Origin of the sequence: Streptomyces sp. NPDC051322 (assembly GCF_040689485.1) — a bacterium.
In the GTDB taxonomy this organism is placed as follows: Bacteria; Actinomycetota; Actinomycetes; order Streptomycetales; family Streptomycetaceae; genus Streptomyces.
Genome location: NZ_JBFBAK010000012.1, coordinates 45884 through 65013, shown reverse-complemented (window position 1 = coordinate 65013; position 19130 = coordinate 45884). Strand labels below are relative to the sequence as shown.

The 19130-nt window shown below is 71.0% G+C and carries 16 protein-coding genes and 1 pseudogene; 10 read left to right on the top strand and 7 right to left on the bottom strand.

Annotated elements, in window-relative coordinates; translation table 11 throughout:
* Positions 1-7 precede the first annotated feature (7 nt).
* Entirely contained in the window at positions 8-874 is an 867-nt protein-coding gene (locus tag AB0436_RS26145) for an alpha/beta fold hydrolase (protein WP_366470424.1), read from the bottom strand.
* Positions 875-1029: 155 nt separating this feature from the next.
* Between AB0436_RS26145 and AB0436_RS26140 the strand changes: the two genes are divergently transcribed.
* Entirely contained in the window at positions 1030-1911 is an 882-nt protein-coding gene (locus tag AB0436_RS26140) for an SPFH domain-containing protein (RefSeq protein WP_366470423.1), read from the top strand.
* A gap of 150 nt (positions 1912-2061) precedes the next feature.
* Complete coding sequence (locus tag AB0436_RS26135) at positions 2062-3147, top strand: S1 family peptidase (protein WP_366470375.1); 1086 nt, start codon at positions 2062-2064, stop codon at positions 3145-3147.
* Between the two features lie 64 nt (positions 3148-3211).
* Here AB0436_RS26135 and AB0436_RS26130 read toward each other — a convergent pair whose 3' ends face one another.
* Positions 3212-4219: a DUF3533 domain-containing protein gene (locus AB0436_RS26130; RefSeq protein ID WP_366470374.1), complete on the bottom strand. Its 1008-nt coding sequence runs from the start codon at positions 4217-4219 to the stop codon at positions 3212-3214.
* Between the two features lie 188 nt (positions 4220-4407).
* On the opposite strand from AB0436_RS26130, the gene AB0436_RS26125 reads away from it, so the two are divergent.
* From AB0436_RS26125 to AB0436_RS26100, 6 genes and pseudogenes are all read left to right on the top strand, one after another.
* Entirely contained in the window at positions 4408-7956 is a 3549-nt protein-coding gene (locus AB0436_RS26125) for a DNA polymerase III subunit alpha (protein ID WP_366470373.1), read from the top strand.
* Positions 7953-8891: a hypothetical protein gene (locus AB0436_RS26120; RefSeq protein ID WP_366470372.1), complete on the top strand. Its 939-nt coding sequence runs from the start codon at positions 7953-7955 to the stop codon at positions 8889-8891. The genes AB0436_RS26125 and AB0436_RS26120 overlap by 4 nt, the downstream gene beginning before the upstream one ends.
* Positions 8892-9065: 174 nt before the next feature.
* Positions 9066-9929, top strand: a complete 864-nt coding sequence (locus AB0436_RS26115) for an alpha/beta fold hydrolase (RefSeq protein WP_366470371.1) — start codon at positions 9066-9068, stop codon at positions 9927-9929.
* 95 nt (positions 9930-10024) lie between these two features.
* Positions 10025-10474, top strand: coding sequence for a GNAT family N-acetyltransferase (locus AB0436_RS26110; RefSeq protein ID WP_366470370.1), 450 nt, complete (start codon positions 10025-10027; stop codon positions 10472-10474).
* A 64-nt stretch (positions 10475-10538) separates the two neighbouring features.
* A pseudogene (locus tag AB0436_RS26105) lies at positions 10539-11111 on the top strand (class I SAM-dependent methyltransferase); the annotation flags it as partial.
* A gap of 181 nt (positions 11112-11292) precedes the next feature.
* The gene (locus AB0436_RS26100) at positions 11293-11667 is read left to right on the top strand and encodes a GntR family transcriptional regulator (RefSeq protein WP_366470369.1); all 375 of its coding nucleotides are present in this window, start codon (positions 11293-11295) and stop codon (positions 11665-11667) included.
* Between the two features lie 34 nt (positions 11668-11701).
* Here the strand turns inward: AB0436_RS26100 and AB0436_RS26095 are convergent, their stop codons facing one another.
* Positions 11702-12796, bottom strand: coding sequence for a DUF5925 domain-containing protein (locus tag AB0436_RS26095; RefSeq protein ID WP_366470368.1), 1095 nt, complete (start codon positions 12794-12796; stop codon positions 11702-11704).
* 184 nt (positions 12797-12980) lie between these two features.
* Here AB0436_RS26095 and AB0436_RS26090 point away from each other — a divergent pair, with 184 nt between their 5' ends.
* Both AB0436_RS26090 and AB0436_RS26085 read left to right on the top strand, forming a co-directional pair.
* Positions 12981-13790, top strand: coding sequence for an SGNH/GDSL hydrolase family protein (locus AB0436_RS26090; RefSeq protein WP_366470367.1), 810 nt, complete (start codon positions 12981-12983; stop codon positions 13788-13790).
* A gap of 229 nt (positions 13791-14019) precedes the next feature.
* Positions 14020-14283, top strand: coding sequence for a hypothetical protein (locus tag AB0436_RS26085; RefSeq protein WP_328539596.1), 264 nt, complete (start codon positions 14020-14022; stop codon positions 14281-14283).
* A 39-nt stretch (positions 14284-14322) separates the two neighbouring features.
* Here the strand turns inward: AB0436_RS26085 and AB0436_RS26080 are convergent, their stop codons facing one another.
* From AB0436_RS26080 to hmgA, 4 genes are all read right to left on the bottom strand, one after another.
* A complete protein-coding gene (locus tag AB0436_RS26080) occupies positions 14323-15528 on the bottom strand; it encodes a CaiB/BaiF CoA-transferase family protein (RefSeq protein ID WP_366470366.1) in 1206 nt (401 codons plus the stop codon).
* Positions 15529-15572: 44 nt separating this feature from the next.
* Entirely contained in the window at positions 15573-16739 is a 1167-nt protein-coding gene (locus tag AB0436_RS26075) for a type ISP restriction/modification enzyme (protein ID WP_366470422.1), read from the bottom strand.
* A gap of 82 nt (positions 16740-16821) precedes the next feature.
* Positions 16822-17568, bottom strand: coding sequence for a GntR family transcriptional regulator (locus tag AB0436_RS26070; protein WP_366470365.1), 747 nt, complete (start codon positions 17566-17568; stop codon positions 16822-16824).
* A 19-nt stretch (positions 17569-17587) separates the two neighbouring features.
* Positions 17588-18940, bottom strand: a complete 1353-nt coding sequence (gene hmgA / locus AB0436_RS26065; RefSeq protein ID WP_366470364.1) for a homogentisate 1,2-dioxygenase — start codon at positions 18938-18940, stop codon at positions 17588-17590.
* Between the last annotated feature and the right edge of the window lie 190 nt (positions 18941-19130).

The following is a 19130-nucleotide window of genomic DNA, read 5'->3' as shown; positions in this document are numbered from 1 at the left end:
GCGGCGCTCAGTCGTCCAGCAGCCAGTTCAGGATGCGGGGGAGAGCGTGCAGCGCGTCGAAGTGCGCGGCGGCCGGTTCGAGTACGGCCGTCGCGCCCGGGATGCGCCCGGCCAGCCAGCGCGAGTGGCCGACCGGCGAGAAGACGTCCTGCACCCCGTGCCACAGCAGGATCGGACCCCGGATGTCGGCGGGGTCGAAGCCCCAGGGGCGGCTGAAGGCCAGCGCGTCGTCGATCCAGCCGTACGGTGAAGTGCGCAGCGCCTCCTGGTAGTTGCGCAGCAGCATGGCCCGTACGCCGGCGTCGTTGACGACCCTGCGGTCGGAGTCGGTGAGATCGCTGAACAACTGGTCGAGCAGCCGGACCGGGTTCTTCCTGATCTCCGCCGAGCGCGGGATGAGCCGGGCCGCGAGGCCGGCGGGATCCTCGGACGCGCTGGTGTACTCCCTGACGTTGGACGCGGCCATGCCCTCGAACCAGTCCAGCCCGTCCGCGTCCCGGGGGGCCAGCGTCACCAGGGCCGCGGCTCTGGTCACCCGCTCGGGCAGCAACGCCGCGCAGGCGAGCGCGTGCGGGGCGCCGCCGGAGCGGCCGGCCACCGCGAACTTCTCGAGGCCGAGCGCGTCGGCGATGTCCCTGACGTCCTGGGCGACGGCGGCGACGTTGCGCCCGGGCAGCCGGTCGCTGCCCCCGTAGCCGGGCCGGTCGAAGGCGATGAGCTGCATTCTGCGCTGATAGAGGACCATGCCGCGTGGTGCGGGCCCGAGTCTGCTGCCCGGTGTGCCGTGCAGCAGAAACACCGGCCTGCCGTGCGGATCGCCGAGACGCTCCACGGTCAGGTGCCGGCCGTCCGTCGCGCGCACCCGTCCACGCAACCCCGGCCCCCCCGCGCTGTATGCATGCGTCGTGTGCACTGGCATCCCCCTTCGCATCGATGATTACCCATGGAGGGTCATGTCCGGGACTCCCTTTGGCGGGAAAGCGGGGTTACCGTCGAAAGGCACGTCCAATTCGGACCCTGGGGGCCGTGATGGTCGAGGAACTGATGTCGGCCGGTGCTGCGGTGGTGGCTGTCGGCGCCGTCTATCTGATGGCGGGGGCCCGGGTCGTCAAACAGTACGAGCGCGGTGTGGTCTTCCGGCTGGGACGGCTGACGGATGCGGTGCGTGGTCCGGGTTTCACCATGGTGGTGCCCTTCGTCGACCGGCTGCACAAGGTGAACTTGCAGATCGTCACGATGCCGGTGCCCGCGCAGGACGGTATCACCCGGGACAATGTCACTGTCCGGGTGGACGCGGTGATCTATTTCAAGGTGATCGACGCGGCCCATGCTCTCGTGGAGGTCGAGGACTACCGTTTCGCGGTGTCCCAGATGGCGCAGACCTCGCTGCGTTCGATCATCGGTAAGAGCGATCTCGATGATCTTCTCTCCAACCGGGAAAAGCTCAATCAGGGCCTGGAATTGATGATCGACAGCCCGGCCGTGGGATGGGGCGTGCAGATCGACCGGGTGGAGATCAAGGACGTGTCGCTGCCGGAGACGATGAAGCGGTCGATGGCCCGGCAGGCCGAGGCGGACCGGGAGCGGCGGGCCCGGGTGATCAACGCGGACGCCGAACTGCAGGCGTCGAAGAAGCTGGCCGAGGCGGCCGGCGTCATGTCGGACCAGCCGGCCGCTCTGCAACTGCGGCTGCTGCAGACCGTCGTCGCGGTGGCAGCCGAGAAGAACTCCACGCTGGTGCTGCCCTTCCCGGTCGAACTGCTGCGCTTCCTGGAGCGGGCGACGCCACCTCAGCAAGCGGGGACGGCTACCGAGCCGGCGCCCCGGCCGGCGGAGCCGGCAGTCGAACCGGTGGCGGGGCCGGATCCTGCGGCTTCCGTGGCGGAGCCGGTGGCGCCTGCCCATTCGTGAACGCCATGCGGTCGGTTTGTTGCTGTCATGTGCGCGTCCTGAAGTCGACCTTGTGTGCGAGCTGTGCCTGTCGGGATAGTGGGCGGCTCAACCATCCTCCGTGTCCGGACACCCCACTGACCGGATGCGGCCCCCACAGGAGGTCGACAGTTGAAGCACCGACGCATACCCAAGCGCCGGGTGGCCATCGCGACGGGCGGCGCTGCGGCGCTGATCGCCGCGGGTGTCACCTTCCAGACGGCCAGCGCCAGCGAGGGGACCCCCACGCCTCTCGCCAGGACGCTGTCCGTGACCGCGGCCGGGAACCTGGCAGCGACGCTGACCCACCGACTGGGCGCCGACACGGCCGGTTCGTACTACGACGCCAAGAGCAAGCACCTGGTGATGAACGTCGTCGACGAGGCGGCAGCCCAGGACGTACGCAAGGCGGGGGGCAGGGCGAGAATCGTCGACAACACCCTCGCCGAGCTGAAGAGCGCCCGTAGGACCCTGGTCGCCAAGGCATCGTTGCCCGGCACCTCATGGGCGGTGGACCCGGTGAGCAACAAGATGGTCGTCACCGCGGACCGCACCGTCTCCGGCGCGGAACTCGGCAAGCTGGACGGAATCGTCAAGGGACTCGGCTCCACGGCCGAACTCAAGAAGAGCTCCGGAGAGTTCAAGCCCCTCATCGCGGGCGGCGACGCCATCTGGGGTTCGAACGCGCGCTGTTCGCTCGGCTTCAATGTGGTCAAGGACGGCCAGCCGTACTTCATCACCGCCGGGCACTGCACCGAAGCCGTCACCAGTTGGTCCGACACGCAGGGCGGCTCCCAGATCGGCACCAACGCGGCCTCCGACTTCCCCGGCCACGACTACGGCCTGGTGAAGTACACCTCGGACACCCCGCACCCGAGTGAGGTCGACCTCTACAACGGCAGCACCCAGCCGATCACCAAGGCCGGCGACGCGACCGTCGGGATGGCCGTGCAGCGCAGCGGTTCCACCACCCACGTGCACGGCGGTAAGGTCACCGGGCTCGACGCCACCGTCAACTACGGCAACGGCGATGTCGTCAACGGGCTCATCCAGACCGACGTCTGCGCCGAGCCCGGCGACAGCGGCGGTGCGCTCTTCGCGGGCGACACCGCGATCGGTCTGACCTCGGGGGGCAGCGGCGACTGCTCGGCCGGCGGTGAGACGTTCTTCCAGCCGGTGCCCGCCGCGCTGGCCGCCTTCGGCGCGTCGATCGGCTGATTATTCCCGCGCGATCCCGGCCCGGCCCGTCCTTGCGGCGGGCCGGGCCCATGCTCGGCGTGCCTCAGACAGCCGGCGCCGGACGTCTGCGGACGGTGGACATCGCGAGGGTGATCACCGTGCCCACCACGGCCCATCCGGAGAGCACCAGCAGCGGCCCGATGACGGCGTTGCCGTCGAAGTACGCGATGGAGCGTGCCACCCAGGTGCCCGCGCCCGGCGGCAGCCAGGGGCCGATGGCCCGCCAGAACGGTGGCAGCATCTGCAGCGGGAAGGCGCCGCCGGCACTCGGATTGCCCCCGATCACCACCAGCAGGACGGCCAGGCCGATCCCCACGATGCCGGTGAGCGCCTGCAGGGCGAGCGTGATCGCTCCCACCGAGAAGACGACCAGGGCGCCGAGCCCCCACAGCCCCAGGACACTGCCGGGCAGGGCGCCGAGCAGTGGTCCGACGATGACCGCGCCACCGAGCCCGCCCGCGATCGAGTAGAGCGCCATACTGGCGAGCCTGATCACCGCGCGGGGGCCGTTGGCGGCGCGGGAACCCGCGCTGATCGCCAGGATCGAGGCGCAGAGGTAACCGCCGACGCACCAGCCGACGACCAGGTAGAACGCGGAGAGCCCGTCGAAGTCCTGCGCGGACGCCGGCGCCACATCCACCACGCGTACGGTGCGCTGCTGCCCCTTCTCCGCCCGGTCGATGAGTGTGGTGAGCGCCGACGACAGTACGGTCCCCCCGCCCGACGCGACCAGCAGGGTGTCCTTGCGGCCGCGGGCGTCGACGATCAGGGCGCCGCCGAGATCGCGGTTCATGACCTGTCGGCGGGCCTCGGCCGCGCCGGCGACCGTACGCGGGTCCAGCGGCCCGCCGGGGAGCGCGTCGAGTCTGCCGACGAGCCGCGGCGCGGCCTGCGCGGGCGCGACGACACCGAAGGGGACGTCCTTCGGTGCGGGGCTGTGCAGCGCCCCCACATAGGACGCGATGAACAACCACTGCAGCACCAGCACGCCGACGACGAGCAGTGCGGCCCGCGGGGTGACAGCGGTCTTCATCTCGTCGAGAAAAGTCATGGGCCCAGGGTCCGGGGGAACGGGTATTTCCGCAGGTGGGGAGCGCCCGAATGGCTGAAGGGCCGAGGCGCGCCCAGTGAATCGTACGCACGTTCGAAACTTGGTCTATGGTGGAGAAGAAGGAGGCTGGGGGTCCCTCCGGCCGGTGGCCGGGGAGGCTCGAATCACTGGATCAGGAGGTGTGGCGGATGTCCGGTTTCACGCATCTGCACACCGTTTCCGGCTTCTCCCTGCGGTACGGGGCCTCGCACCCGGAACGGCTCGCCGAGCGTGCCGCCGAGCGGGGCATGGACGCCATCGCCCTGACCGACCGGGACACCCTCGCGGGCACCGTCCGTTTCGCCAAGGCGTGCGCCCGGGCGGGGGTGCGGCCGTTGTTCGGGGCAGAGCTCGCGATCGGCGGTCGGGTCCGCGAGGAGGGGCCCACCCACCGGACGCGCGCCCCGGTGCGCGGGGGGATGTTCGTCGACGAGTCGGCGCCCCGTGCGACCTTCCTCGCCCGTGACGGGGCGGCGGGCTGGGCCGGCCTGTGCCGACTGGTCACCGCCTCGCACGCCGGTACGGGCCGGCCCCTGCTGCCCTGGGCGGGAAACCACGGCGAAGGTCTTGCCGTGCTGCTCGGCCCGGACTCCGAGGTCGGCAGGGCGCTCGCCGCGGGCCGCCCCGACCGGGCCGCCGGCCTGCTCGCCCCCTGGCGGGAGATCTACGGCGACGCCCTGCGCCTCGAAGCCGTCCACCATGGTCTGAAGGGCACCGGCGCGGGATCGCTCAGGCTCGCCGCTCGCACGGTCGGCTTCGCCGCGGAGCAGGGCGTGCGCCCCGTGCTGAGCAATGCCGTCCGTTACGCCGACCCCGGCCAGGGCCCCGTCGCCGACGTCCTCGATGCCGCGCGCAGGCTGGTGCCGGTCGATCCGCGCAAGGGGCTCGACAGCGGCGAGCGCTGGCTCAAGGGGGCCGGCGAGATGCTTCGCGGCGCCGAGCGGATCGTCGAAGCGGCAGGCTTCCGCCGGGACACCGCCTACCGACTGCTGGACGAGACCCAGGCGCTGGCCGCCTCCTGCGTCGTCGATCCCGAGGACGACCTCGGCATGGGCACCGTCCACTTCCCCGAGCCGCACCTGGTCGGCGCCGCGCGCCGCACCGCGCAGCGCGTCCTCGCCTCCCGCAGCGCCGCCGGTATGGTGCTGCGCGGCTATGACGGGCGCCGCGACTACTGGGAGCGGATGCATCACGAGCTGGACATCATCGCCTTCCACGGGCACGCCTCGTACTTCCTGACCGTCGCCCAAGTGGTGCGCGACGTGAAGGAGATGGGCATCCGGGTCGCGGCCCGCGGCTCCGGGGCCGGTTCCCTCGTCAACCATCTGCTGGGCATCAGCAACGCCGACCCGGTCGAGCACGGGCTGCTGATGGAACGCTTTCTGTCCAAGCGCCGGACCGCGCTGCCCGACATCGACATCGACGTCGAGTCGGCCCGCCGGCTGGAGGTCTACCGCGCGATCATCGGCCGCTTCGGCACCGAACGGGTCGCCACCGTCGCCATGCCCGAGACCTACCGGGTGCGTCATGCGATCCGGGACGTGGGCGCGGCCCTGTCCCTGGACCCGGCCGAGACCGACCGGCTGGCCAAGGCCTTCCCGCACATCCGGGCTCGCGACGCCCGCGCCGCCATGGACGAACTGCCCGAACTGCGCGCCGTGGCGGCCGACAAGGAGAAGTACGGGCGGCTGTGGGAGCTGGTCGAGGCGCTGGACGCACTGCCGCGGGGGATCGCCATGCACCCGTGCGGGGTGCTGCTCTCCGATGCCTCCCTGCTGCGCCGCACGCCGGTGATGCCGACCAGCGGCGAGGGCTTTCCGATGTCCCAGTTCGACAAGGACGACGTGGAGGACCTCGGGCTGCTCAAGCTCGACGTGCTGGGGGTGCGGATGCAGTCCGCGATGGCGCACGCGGTCGCCGAGATCGGCCGGGCGACGGGGGAGCGCCTCGACCTGGACGACCCGAAGCAGGTGCCGGCCGGCGATCCGGCGACGTACCGGCTCATCCGTTCGGCCGAGACGCTGGGCTGCTTCCAGATCGAATCGCCGGGTCAGCGCGATCTGGTGGGGCGGTTGCAGCCCGCCGGCTTCCACGATCTGGTCGTCGACATCTCGCTCTTCCGGCCGGGGCCGGTCGCCGCCGACATGGTCCGCCCCTTCATCGAGGCCAGGCACGGTCGCGCGCCCGTGCGCTATCCGCATCCCGATCTGGCCGGGGCGCTGAGCGAGACCTACGGGGTGGTCGTCTTCCATGAGCAGATCATCGAGATCCTGCGGATCATGACGGGCTGCGGCCGGGACGAGGCGGACCGGGTGCGCCGGCTGCTGTCGGAACCCGAGTTGCAGGGACAGATCCGTGCCTGGTTCGCGGAGCTGGCCGAACAGCGGGGTTACCGGGCCGAGGTGATCGCCCGCACCTGGGAGATCGTCGAGGCCTTCGGTGCGTACGGCTTCTGCAAGGCGCACGCGGTGGCCTTCGCCGTGCCGACGTACCAGTCCGCCTGGCTGAAGGCGCATCACCCCGCGGCTTTCTATGCCGGATTGCTCACCCATGACCCCGGGATGTATCCGAAGCGGCTGCTGCTGGCGGACGCGCGACGGCGCGGGGTGCCGGTGCTGCCACTGGATGTGAACCGGTCTGCGGTCGCTCACCATATCGAACTGGTGTCTGGCACATCCAGTGCATCCAGTGCTTCCGGCGTATCCAGCACATCCAGCACATCCAGTACCTTCGGTATCCGGCTTGCGCTGTCCGACGTCCATGGCATCAGCGAGGCCGAGTCCGCCCGGATCGTGGCCGGGCAGCCCTACTCCTCGCTGCTGGACTTCTGGCAGCGCGCCCGGCCGGGGAAGCCGGTCGCCCAACGGCTCGCTCAGGTCGGCGCGCTGGACGCGTTCGGCGCGAACCGCCGTGATCTGCTGCTGCATCTCTCCGAACTGCACGCGGGGCGGCGGGGCTCCGCGCACAGTGGTCAGCTCGACATCGGCGAGGCGCAGCAGGATCCGGGGCAGCAGGTGGCATCGGCCGGCCTGCCCGATCTCAACGACGAGGAACGCCTCAGCGCCGAGCTGGGTGTCCTCGGCATGGACTCCTCGCGTCATCTGATGGAGGACCACTACGCCTTCCTGAAGGAGCTGGGCGCGCTCTCCGCCCAGCGGTTGCGGTCCGCCGAGCACGGACAGAGCGTCCTGGTCGCGGGCGCCAAGGCCGCCACCCAGACGCCGCCCGTACGGTCGGGGCGCCGGGTCATCTTCACCACCCTGGACGACGGTACGGGCCTGGTCGACCTGGCGTTCTTCGACGACAGTCACGCCGCCTGCGCGCACACCGTCTTCCACTCCTGGCTGCTGCTGGTGCGCGGGGTGGTGCAACGGCGCGGGCCGCGCAGCCTCAGTGTGGTCGGTTCAGCGGCCTGGAATCTGGCCGATCTGGTGGAACTGCGGCGTACCGGCGGGCTCGAGGCGGTCGCCGCCGCGCTGGCCGCGCCTGCGGTGCCCGAGGCGGAGCCCGGGCCGGGGGCCGAGCCCGGGTCCGAGCGCGAGCCCGGGGCCGGGGAAGAAGCGGGGTCCGGCGCCGACCGCCGTATCCAGCTGCCCACCGGCTATGAGATGCACCCCTGGGCGGATCTCAAACCCGCCGGCGACCAGGTCGCCACCGGGCGCAAGCTCTGGCACTCCAGCCCGGGGAGCGCGGGATGATCCTCTACGTACGGTTCACGCCCGAAGCCCTGCCGCTCGGCCTGATCGAGGACCTCACCCCGGTCGTCCAGGCGTTCCCGCCCGACGCCGCGCTCATCGACGTGCGCGGCGCCCAGCGGTATTTCGGGCGGAGCGCCCCCGAGATCGCCGCCCTGCTGCGGGTGCGGGCGCTCGCCCACCACGGCCTCGACTGCACGATCGGGGTGGGCCCCAACCCGCTGCTGGCCCGGATGGCCGCCCGGGAGGCCCGGCCGGGGACGACCCTGGTGGCGGCTGACGCGGTGGCCTTCCTCGCGGACCGGCCGGCCGGCGCGCTGTACGGGGTCGGGCCGAAGCTGGCCGGCACCCTCTGCTCGTACGGGCTCGACTCCATCGGCAGGATCGCCGAAGCGCCGCCGGCCACGCTCCAGCGGATCCTCGGCGCGCGCGCCGGACGTGAGCTCCAGGAACGGGCCCGCGGCATCGACCGTACCCAGGTCGTACCGAACGCGGCGGCCCGCTCGGTCGCGGCCGAACGCGCCTTCCCCCGGGACGAACTGGACCGCGAAAGGCACCGCCGAGCCCTGCTCTCGCTCGCCGGTGAACTGGGGGCCCGGATGCGTGACGACGGCCAGGTGTGCCGCTCGCTGACGCTCACCGTGCGGTACGCCGACCGGTCCACCACCACCCGGACCCGTACCCTGCGCGAGCCGACCGCGCACTCGGCGGCGCTCACCGCGACGGCGTACGCGATCCACGAATCCCTCGGGCTGCAGCGGGCCAGGGTCCGGGGGCTCGGGCTGCGCGCCGAAGGGCTGACCCCGGTGGAGCACTCCGCGCACCAGCTGACGTTCGACCCGGCGGACGAGAAGGCGCGCAGGATCGAGGCGGTGGCGGACCGGGCGCGGGCCAAATTCGGCCCCCGGGCGATCCTGCCCGGCGCGCTTGCCGCGTAGAACCCCGGTGACCGGCGAAGATCGACTCCTGATCCCCCATCAGATCTTTACCGACGCGTAACTTCCCCCGCTACCTTACTGGCGCGTAATTTGAGCGATGAAGAACCTTCTTGTGGTCCGGACCACAGGGCGAACAGTCATCGCAACTCCCTTGAGCCGCAAGGAGAACACTCGATGCTGCCCTGGAAACGTACTCTCAGGACGCTCCCCGCCCTGCTGCTGACCGCAGCGGCCACCCTGATCCCGGCCGCCACCACGGCCCACGCGTCGTCCGCTCCCAGCCGCGGATGGAACAACTACTCCTGCAAGCCGTCCGCGGCCCACCCGCGACCCGTGGTCCTCGTCCCCGGAACCTTCGGCAACGCGATCGACAACTTCCTCGCCCTCGCCCCGTACCTGGTCAACCGCGGGTACTGCGTCTACTCCCTCGACTACGGTCAGCTCCCGGGCGAGACACTCTTCGACGGGCTCGGCCCGATCGACGCGTCGGCCGGGCAGCTCTCCGTCTTCGTCGACAAGGTGCTCCGGGCGACCGGCACCTCGAAGACGGACATCGTCGGCCACTCGCAGGGCGGCATGATGCCGAACTACTACCTCAAGTTCCTCGGCGGGGCCGCCAAGGTGAACTCCCTGACCGGCCTCGCACCCGACAACCACGGCACCGACCTGTCGGGTCTCACCAAACTGCTGAAGTACTTCCCCGCCGCGACGGACATCCTCCGGAAGGGCGCACCGGGACTCAGCGACCAGATCGTGGGCTCACCCTTCCTCACCAAGCTGAACGCGGGCGGCGACACCGTCCCCGGAGTGCGGTACACGGTCATCGCCACCAAGTACGACGAGGTGGTGACCCCCTACAAGTCGCAGTTCCTGAAGGGCCCCGACGTCACCAACGTGCTGGTCCAGGACAAGTGCGCGCTCGACCTGTCCGAGCACGGCGCCATCGGCCTCACCGACCGGATCGCCTACCACGAGGTCGCCAACTCCCTCGACCCGGCCCACTCGACCCGCACGACGTGCGCCTCGGCCGTCGGCTGAGCGGGGACGCCGGCGAGACCGGCCGGCAGCGCGGCCGGCCCCCTCGGGAGGGCCGCCGCGCACCGAGCCGGCCGGACCGGTCGTAGCGTGTCCGCATGAGTGATGAGATCCGGCCCGCCGTGGCCGATGACACCCCGGCGGTGCGGGCCGTGACCGAGGCCGCGTACCACCGGTACATCGAGCGGATCGGCGTCGTCCCGGTGCCGGTGGAGGCGGACCACGCCGCGAATGTGGCCGCAGGACGGGTGTTCGTCACCGGGACGCCGGTGGTGGGAGTCCTGGTCCTCGTCCCCGAGGCCGACCATCTCTTCCTGGAATCGATCGCGGTCCACCCGGACGCGCACGGCACGGGCATCGGCCGCCGGCTGCTCCGCTTCGTCGAGACGTACGCGGCGGAACGCGGACTCGGCGAGATCCGCCTCTACACCAACGCGCTGATGTGGGAGAACCAGAAGCTCTACACGCGGTACGGCTACGAGCTGATGGAGCGGCGAGCGGACGGGCCCTACGACCGGCTGCACTACCGGAAGCGGCTCACGGGCTGACGCGCCGCCCTCCGCCGACGGGCCAATCAACTCGATTGTCAGTGGTGACTGAGATCATCGGAGCATGACGATCGACTGGGATGCCGCTGCCGGCACTTTCGACGAAGAGGCCGACCACGGACTGCGGGACGCCGGGGTGCGGAAAGCCTGGGAGGCCCGCCTGAGGAGCTGGCTGCCCGACGCGCCGGCCGATGTGCTCGACGTCGGCTGCGGCACCGGAAGCCTCGCCCTGCTCGCGGCCGAACAGGGCCACCGGGTGACCGCTGTGGACCTCTCGCCGCGCATGGCCGACCGGGCGCGGGCCAAACTGGCCGGCGTCGACGCCGAGGTGCTGGTCGGTGAGGCGTCCCGGCCGCCGGTCGGGGAGCGCACGTTCGACGTGGTGCTGGCCCGCCATGTGGTGTGGCTGCTGCCCGATCCCGAGGCGGCGCTCAAGCACTGGTGCTCGCTGCTCAAGCCCGGGGGCAGGCTGGTGCTGGTCGAAGGCGTCTGGGGCGGCGTCGGGCTGTCCGCCGGCCAGCTGATGGCGGCCCTCGACCCTCTCACCTCATCGGTCCATCACACCTTGCTCTCGGCCGACCCGGCGCTGTGGGGACGGGAAGTCGACGATGAGCGGTATGTGCTGGTGGCCATGGCCTGAGACCTGCCTGTTCAGGCGGACGGCAGCTGCCCGCGTGCGGCGAGCAGCTCTGTTGCAGAACGCCTGTCCCGGCTCGGTGGTCTCGTAGGCAACGCCGACCTGCGCAGAGTACGGGCCGGCCAGAGTGGTCGCCTCTCATTTTCCGCCGCGGGCACCCGTGATGGGGGAGAATCGTCCGGTGACTCTGAACATCGCCATGGACACGGCCTCCGGGACCGCCCCGTACGAGCAGTTGCGCACCCAGATCGCCGAGCAGGCCCGCTCGGGGCGGCTTCCGGTGGGCTACCGGCTCCCCACGGTGCGCGGGTTGGCCGAGGAGCTCGGCCTGGCGGCCAACACGGTCGCCAAGGCCTACCGGGCGCTGGAGACGGACGGTGTGATCGAGACGCGGGGGCGCCACGGTACGTATGTCGCCGCCGCCGGGGATGCGGCTCAGCGGGAGGCAGCCGAGGCCGCCCGTGTCTATGCGGAGCGGGCGGTGCGGCTGGGGTTGAGCGCGGACGTGGCACGGGCTGCGGTGGATGAGGCGCTGCGGGCGGCCTACCCGGCGTAGTACGCCGCCCTTTCCGCGTGTCCGCCCCGGCCGTTCACAAATACAGCCCGGCGTCCGCCCCCCGCTCCTGAGCCGGCACCGCAGCCGGCCCCGCACCCCGGCGCAGGGCGTACAGCTCCGCGAGTGTGGTGCCGTCCCGGCCGATGCCCTCGTCCGTGCCGAGCCACGCCGCAGACTCCTTGCGGGTCAGCGCGCCGACCTCGATGCGGGCCAGGCAGCGGCCCGGCCGGACCACTGCGGGGTGCAGGCGCTCCAGGTCCTCGTTGGTGGTGACGCCGACCAGGACGTTGCGACCCTGGCCGAGCAGGCCGTCCGTGAGGTTCAGCAGACGGGACAGGGCCTGGCCCGCCGTGTGCTTGGCCTCGCCGCGGATCAGCTCGTCGCAGTCCTCGAGCAGCAGCAGTCTCCAGCGGCCCTTCGCCGAGCCGTCGTCCTCGCCGATCGCGATGTCCATCAGATAGCCCACGTCGTTGAACAGGCGCTCCGGATCGAGCACGCAGTCGACCTGGCACCAGTCCCGCCAGGAGCGGGCCAGCGTCCGCAGGGCGGAGGTCTTCCCGGTGCCGGGCGGCCCGTGCAGCAGCAGGAGCCGGCCCGAGATGTCGTCGGGGGTGACCTTCATCAGGCCGTCCAGCGCATCGGCCACCGGCGCGGTGTAGTTGGTCCGCACCTCGTCCCAGGTACCGGCCGCGATCTGCCGGGTGGTGCGGTGCGGGCCGCGTCGCGGTGAGACGTACCAGAACCCCATGGTGACGTTCTCCGGCTGCGGTTCGGGCTCGTCCTGGGCACCGTCCGTCGCCTGCTTCAGCACCCGCGCCGCCAACTCCTCGCTGACCGCGGTGACCGTGACGTCGGCGCCGCGGTTCCAGCGGGAGACGAGCAGTGTCCAGCCCTCGCCCTCGGCGAGCGTCGCGCTGCGGTCATCGTCCCGGGCGGCGCGCAACACGGTCGCGTCCGAAGGCAGCAGGGTGCGCCCCTTCTTCACCCGGTCCAGCGATGAGCTGTGCGAATACGGCTGCTCGCCCGTCGCGAAGCGGCCCAGGAACAGCGCGTCGACGACATCGGACGGCGAGTCGCTGTCGTCGACGTTGAGCCGGATCGGCAGGGATGCCTCAGGGTTTGCGGACATGGCGCCCATGATCCGGCACGGCGGCGGCAGACGCACGCGCTTTGTGCGACACGCAGTCAGCTGCCGGGCGCCCCCCGGATGGTAGTGAGTCCGTCAAGTTACTGAATAGTTGGCATGAACACTTCCAGTCGCATCTGTTCCCTGGTACGACAGTTGAGGCGGAAATCCTGCTAAGGGAGGTTCCATGAAACTGTCCCGAATCGCGACACTCTCATCCTCGCTCCTGCTCGCCGTCGGACTCGCCCTCACCGGGGCGAACGCGGCCCAGGCAGCCCAACAGGCCACGCCCACCGGCTATGTGGCCCTCGGCGACTCGTACTCCTCGGGCGTCGGTTCCGGCAGCTACGACAGTGCCAGCGGCAACTGCCTGCGCAGCACCCGCGCCTACCCGGCGCTCTGGGCGGCCGCACATTCACCCTCGTCGTTCCACTTCGCCGCCTGCTCGGGTGCTCGTACGGGTGATGTTCTGTCCGGCCAGCTCTCCTCGCTCGGTACCTCGACCGGGCTCGTCTCCCTCACCATCGGCGGCAACGACGCCGGATTCGCGGACACCATGACGACCTGTGTGCTGCAGTCCCAGTCCTCCTGCCTCTCCCGCCTCGCCACGGCCAACAGCTACATCGACTCGACCCTGCCCGGCCTGCTCGACCAGGTGTACTCGGCGATCACCGCCCGGGCGCCCGCCGCACATGTCGTGGTGCTCGGCTATCCGCGCTTCTACGAACTGAACGGCAGCTGCATCGCGGGACTGAGCGAGACCGAACGCAGCGCCATCAACGCCGCTTCCGACCACCTCAACTCGGTGACCGCCAAGCGTGCGCTCGACCACGGGTTCGCCTTCGGCAGCGTCACGTCGGCCTTCGCCGGGCACGAGATCTGCTCCGGCAGCAGCTGGCTGCACAGCGTCAACCTGTTCAACCTGACCGAGTCCTACCACCCCACGGCGGCCGGCCAGTCCGGCGGCTACCTGCCCGTACTCAACGCCGAGGACTGAGCCCCGGAGGACCGGGATCCCGCGGACCGCACGTCGTCAGAGAGGAGGCCTCTTCCTCCGGGGCCTCCTCTACCGTCCAACTCGCCCTGGAATCGGATGAATTCGGGGAGTTACCGTCAACACCCGTACGGGAAAGGTGAATCCGGCGGCCGGGATACACGCGTGTCATCGGGGGACTGTAGGGTTACTGTGCCCCGGGCCGGGTGCCCTCGTACGGGTGGGGAGTGACATGGAACAGATAACAGTGCGCAGCAGGCCACGAGTGCCTGCCATTACCTGCGGAAGCGGTGCGACCAGCTCGCGTCTCGACCGTCATCTCTCGGTGCTGGGCGGCCCTGTCGTCCCGCAGCGCGAGTCGGCGGAGGCGACCTCGCTGATGCGTGAGCTGACCTCACGCGACGTCGCGCATTCCAGCACGGGACGCGGAGCGCGGGTCAAGCTCTTCGCGCCGCTGCGGCGACTGCGCCGCTCACTCTTCGGCAGCCGCGGCTGAACGCAACGACACGGACGTCACATCAGGCGATCACACCGTTCAGGCGATCACGCAGTCCCGGCGCAGCGCTGCCGTCGCCCCCTCCGTCATCCCCAGGGCCCGCAGCAGCGCGTCGGTGTGCTGGCCGAGCTCCGGGACGCCGCCCATCCGGGGGTCCTCCCCACCCGGCATGGTGATCGGCGGCAGCAGCGCCCGCAACGGTCCGGCCGCCGTTTCCACGTCCCGCCACCTGTCCCGTGCTGCGAGCTGCGGATGCGCGGCCAGCTCGGCCACCGTATTGAGCCGTGCGCAGGCGATGCCCGCGGCATCGAGCCGCTCCACCGCTTCCTGGGTGCTCAGCGTCGCCAGTGCTTCCGCGACCACCCGGTCCGTCCGCTCGCGGTGGGCCGTCCGCGCCCGGTTCGTGGCCAGCTCCGGATCGACCGCCAGCTCCGGCCTGTTCAGCACCTGTTCGGCGAGTCTCCGCCACTCCCGGTCGTTCTGCACGGAGAGCAGCACCTTCCCGCCGTCGGCCGTCGGATAGGCGTCGTAGGGCGCGATGACGGCATGCGCGACCCCGGTGCGCGCCGGTGCGGTGCCTCCGTGCATTCCGTGGTGCAGCGGGTGGCCCATCCACTCGGCGAGGGAGTCCAGCATCGAGACCTCCACCGGCCCGCCGAGCCCGGTGGTGCCGCGGCGCAGGAGTGCGGCGAGCACTCCGGAGAACGCGTACATCGCCGCCGCGATGTCCGCCGCCGGAATACCGGCCTTCACCGGCTGCTCGGGGGTGCCGGTCACCGAAACCAGTCCCGCCTCGCACTGGACGAGCATGTCGTAGGCCCGTTTGTGCGCGTAGGGGCCGCCTGCCCCGTATCCGGAGATGTCCACGGCGACCAGCGCCGGATGCGCCGCGCACAGGGCGGCCGCGTCGAGGCCCATCCGGGCGGCCGCGCCCTGGGCGAGGTTCTGTACGAACACGTCGGCGTCCGCGATGAGCCGGCGCACGATGTGCAGGCCGCGGGGGTCCTTGAGGTCGATCGCGATGGACTCCTTGCCGCGGTTGCACCAGACGAAATGCGAGGCGAGGCCAGCCGCAGCGGTGTCGTATCCGCGGGCGAAGTCGCCGCCGTCCGGCCGCTCGACCTTGATGACGCGCGCGCCCAGATCGGCGAGCTGACGGGTCGCGAAGGGGGCCGCGACGGCCTGTTCGACGGCGACGACGGTGATGCCGTCGAGGGGCAGCGGCTGAGTGCGGTGAGGAGTCACCCTGCCATGATCCTCCCCGGTCCGCCGACCGGAGCAGCGGGCTGTCAGAGCAGGGCGAACTGTCCTTCCGGACCCTCCTCCTGGTGGTCCAGTACCGATGCGGGGCGACGGGCGGCCGGGGGCGCCGGGATGACGCCGGCTTCTCGTAGTTCGACCCGGTCGATGCCGTGGCCCGCGGCCAGCTGCCGACGCAACTCCTGCTGAACCGGGTCGAGTTCACTGAGGAGTGCCAGTACGGTGATCAGTTCGAGCAGCTCCGACGTCCACTCCTGGGGCCAGGCGGACGGCCGAATCGACTCCAGCGTGCCCGGTTCGGCGGGCGCGCTGCGGCGCTCGAACCACAGCTTCAGCATCCGGACCCCGCCGACCCGGACGTTCCATGCCCCGGCCGGAACCGGTGCGATGCGTCCCGAGCCGAGCCGCAGGACCTCCTCGTCCGGCTCGTACCTGATGTCCTCCGGCCGGGCCGGGACGGCGGCCCGCACATAGGGGCGGCGGCCGCCGGGCAGCCTGGGCCGCTCGGTGCCGCGGGAGCCGCGCAACTGGATCCGCAGCGCCCGCTGCCCCAGCTCGACCCCGGCCCGCCAGAGGCCCGGGTCGGCGGTCAGCGGTACGGCACAGCCCCGCGGTGAGGTGGTGGCAGCGGTGAGCGCCCAGGCGAGAAATTGCTCCGCGGTGACCTCCGCGCCGTACTGCGCGGTCAGCCGGGCCGACAGCCCCGGTGCGAGATTGGGCTCGACCCCTCCGGGCCTGCGGTAGAGCGGCCGGATCCGGCCCGGCCGCCCCGCGGCGGAACACCCGTCCGGCAGCAGGGCACTGACCAGCAGGGCGGGCCCGTCAGCAGCCGGCACCCGGCCCTGCTCGGTGGCGAAGAGCTGCCGGTCGTCGGCCACCCGCCAGAGTTCCGATCGCGCCGCGTCGAGCAGCCGGTGATCGGGGATCAGCCACTGCTCGTCGAAGGGGCCGTGCGTGATCCGTACCGGCGGCGGGCACGGCCCGGACTCCCGCGCCAGCCGACCGGTTCCGGTCCGCTGTCCCGGCAGCGCGCTCAGCGAACTGTTCGGTGTACGCATCCGGGTGGAGCGGAACAGCCGCTCCTGGTCAGTCCCTTCGGCCCGCACCAGCCGCTCCCAGCGGCGCTTCAGCGAACCCTGGTCCGGTGCCATCACCCAGCCGCGTCCCAGCCGCAGGGGTGCCACCGACCAGGGCATCAGCTCATCGAGCAGGGGCGCGTCATCCGTCACGTTCCGATGCTAAGGGCCGTCCCGACGGGACAGCCCTTGGGCCGGTCCGCTAGGGAGCTTCCACCGTCACCGAGAAGGAGAACCGGTCGCCCCGGTAGCGGATCCGGGCCACATCCACCGGCCTGCCCGCCTCGTCGTAGGTCACCCCCGTGTAGTGCAGGATGGGCGAGAGCAGCGGCACTTTGAGCAGTTCGGCGGTCCTGGGGTCGGCCAGAGTGGCCTCCAGGGTGTCGGTGATCCGGCTGATCCGCACCCCCACCTCGTCGCGCAGCACCTTGGTCATGGGCCAGCGCTCCAGGTCGGCGGCATTCACCGCCGCGGCGATCTCCGGACGGAGCGCGTTCTCCGCCCAGTTGGTGGGCTCCCCGCTCTCGTCGCAGCGCAGCCGGGTGTAGCCGACGACCTCGTCGAGGTCGGGGAAATACTCGGCGACCTCGCCCGGTACCGCCATCGGCCCATGGCTGAGCACGGTGGTGAGCTCGCCGGACTGCTGGGCGACAATCGCGTCGATCGATCCCAGCAGCCGGCGCGGCGCGCTCGGGCGGGCTCCCGGCGCGATGAAGGTGCCGCGCCGCCGGTGCCGGCTGATCAGCCCCTCGGTCTCCAGCTCCTTGAGGGCCTGGCGCATGGTGAGCACGCTGACGCGGTAGTGCCCGGCGAGCTGCTCCTCGGTGGGCAACCGCAGCGGGTCGTGCGGCCGGCGGCCCAGTATGGAGGCGCGCAGCGACTGCGAGACCTGGTACCACAGCGGCAACTTGCGGTTCAGCACCAGCGAGTCGGGCGCGAAGGCGGTCACGGGGCATCTCCGTCCGTACTTACGACCTGCCGGTGGCCCCGGGGGAGTGCCCCCCGGACCTCCAGTGACGCTGCAGACCCTGCCATACGTCGTCGTACCCGGACTGCAAGTGGTCCGCGGTCGCCGCCTGCTCGGTCGCTGTGACCGGCCAGCGCGTCTCGAACATGAAGGCCAGTCCGTCGTCGATCTTCTGTGGCTTCAGCTCCGCGGTGCTCGCCCGGTCGTAGGTCTCCTGGTCCGGGCCGTGCGCGGACATCATGTTGTGCAGCGAGCCGCCACCCGGGACGAAACCCTCCGCCTTGGCGTCGTACGCGCCCTCGATCAGGCCCATGTACTCGCTCATCACGTTGCGGTGGAAGTACGGCGGCCGGAAGGTGTCCTCGCCCACCAGCCAGCGCGGCGCGAAGACCACGAAGTCGACACCGGCCAGGCCGGGGGTGTCGGACGGTGAGGTCAGCACCGTGAAGATCGACGGATCCGGGTGGTCGTAGCTGATCGACCCGAGCACATTGAAGCGGTGCAGGTCGTAGACGTACGGCACATGGTTGCCGTGCCAGGCGACGACGTCCAGCGGCGAGTGGTCGTACGTCGCGGCCCAGAGGTTGCCGCAGAACTTGTTGACCACCTCGACCTGACGCTCCTCTTCCTCGTACGCGGCGACCGGGGCCAGGAAGTCCCGCGCGTGCGCCAGGCCGTTGGCGCCGATCGGGCCGAGGTCGGGAAGCTGGAAGGGACGGCCGTAGTTCTCGCAGACGTAGCCCCGGACGCTGTCGTCCAGCAGCTCGACCCGGAAGCGCACACCGCGCGGGATCAGCGCGACGTGTCCCGGCTCGGCGCGGAGCAGCCCGAATTCGGTGCGGATGAGCAGGCCGCCCTGCTCGGGCACGATCAGCAGTTCGCCGTCGGAGTCGCTGAACACCCGGTCGGTCATCGCCGAGTTGGCGTGGTAGAGGTGCACGGCCATACCGGTGCGGCAGGCCGCGTCGCCGTTCCCGCCCAGGGTCCACAGCCCGGCCAGGAAATCGGTACCGGGCGGGGGCTCGGGGAGCGGGTTCCAGCGCAGACGGTTGGGGTCGGGCGCCGTCTCGGTGAACGGGGCGCAGCGCACCGCGCCGTTGTCGATCCGGACGAAGGGCGGGTGAGCTGCCGATGGCCTGATCCGGTACAGCCAGGAACGCCGGTTGTGGGCCCGGGGCTCGGTGAAGGCGGCGCCGCTGAGCTGCTCCGCGTACAGCCCCAGAGGTGCGCGCTGTGGGGAATTGCGTCCGTGCGGCAGGGCGCCGGCCACCGCCTCGGAGGAGTGTTCGTTGCCGAAACCCGAGGAGTAGGTCAGTCCGTCCGCCGTCTTCCGCGCTTGTTCGATGGTGGTCATCGCTCGCTCCAGATGCCGAAAGAATCCTATGTTCCACAGTAGGATTGCGCTTACTGAACGTCAATGCGAGGAAACAGCGCGCGTTCCCCGGTGTGAGCCGCCGGGCGGTCCGTATAACGACGATGAGCTGAGCGTGAGGAAAGGTCGGTTCAGGCCATTCCCAACCGGTGCGTAACCGGCTAGTTTGCGC

What these genes read in the sequence shown, in the direction of transcription:
- AB0436_RS26140 (WP_366470423.1), top strand. Translation starts at nt 1,030, where the DNA reads ATGGTCGAGGAACTGATGTCGGCCGGTGCTGCGGTGGTGGCTGTCGGC.
- AB0436_RS26130 (WP_366470374.1), bottom strand. Translation starts at nt 4,219, where the DNA reads ATGACTTTTCTCGACGAGATGAAGACCGCTGTCACCCCGCGGGCCGCA.
- AB0436_RS26125 (WP_366470373.1), top strand. Translation starts at nt 4,408, where the DNA reads ATGTCCGGTTTCACGCATCTGCACACCGTTTCCGGCTTCTCCCTGCGG.
- AB0436_RS26120 (WP_366470372.1), top strand. Translation starts at nt 7,953, where the DNA reads ATGATCCTCTACGTACGGTTCACGCCCGAAGCCCTGCCGCTCGGCCTG.
- AB0436_RS26115 (WP_366470371.1), top strand. Translation starts at nt 9,066, where the DNA reads ATGCTGCCCTGGAAACGTACTCTCAGGACGCTCCCCGCCCTGCTGCTG.
- AB0436_RS26110 (WP_366470370.1), top strand. Translation starts at nt 10,025, where the DNA reads ATGAGTGATGAGATCCGGCCCGCCGTGGCCGATGACACCCCGGCGGTG.
- AB0436_RS26095 (WP_366470368.1), bottom strand. Translation starts at nt 12,796, where the DNA reads ATGTCCGCAAACCCTGAGGCATCCCTGCCGATCCGGCTCAACGTCGAC.
- AB0436_RS26090 (WP_366470367.1), top strand. Translation starts at nt 12,981, where the DNA reads ATGAAACTGTCCCGAATCGCGACACTCTCATCCTCGCTCCTGCTCGCC.
- AB0436_RS26085 (WP_328539596.1), top strand. Translation starts at nt 14,020, where the DNA reads ATGGAACAGATAACAGTGCGCAGCAGGCCACGAGTGCCTGCCATTACC.
- AB0436_RS26075 (WP_366470422.1), bottom strand. Translation starts at nt 16,739, where the DNA reads ATGCCCTGGTCGGTGGCACCCCTGCGGCTGGGACGCGGCTGGGTGATG.
- hmgA (WP_366470364.1), bottom strand. Translation starts at nt 18,940, where the DNA reads ATGACCACCATCGAACAAGCGCGGAAGACGGCGGACGGACTGACCTAC.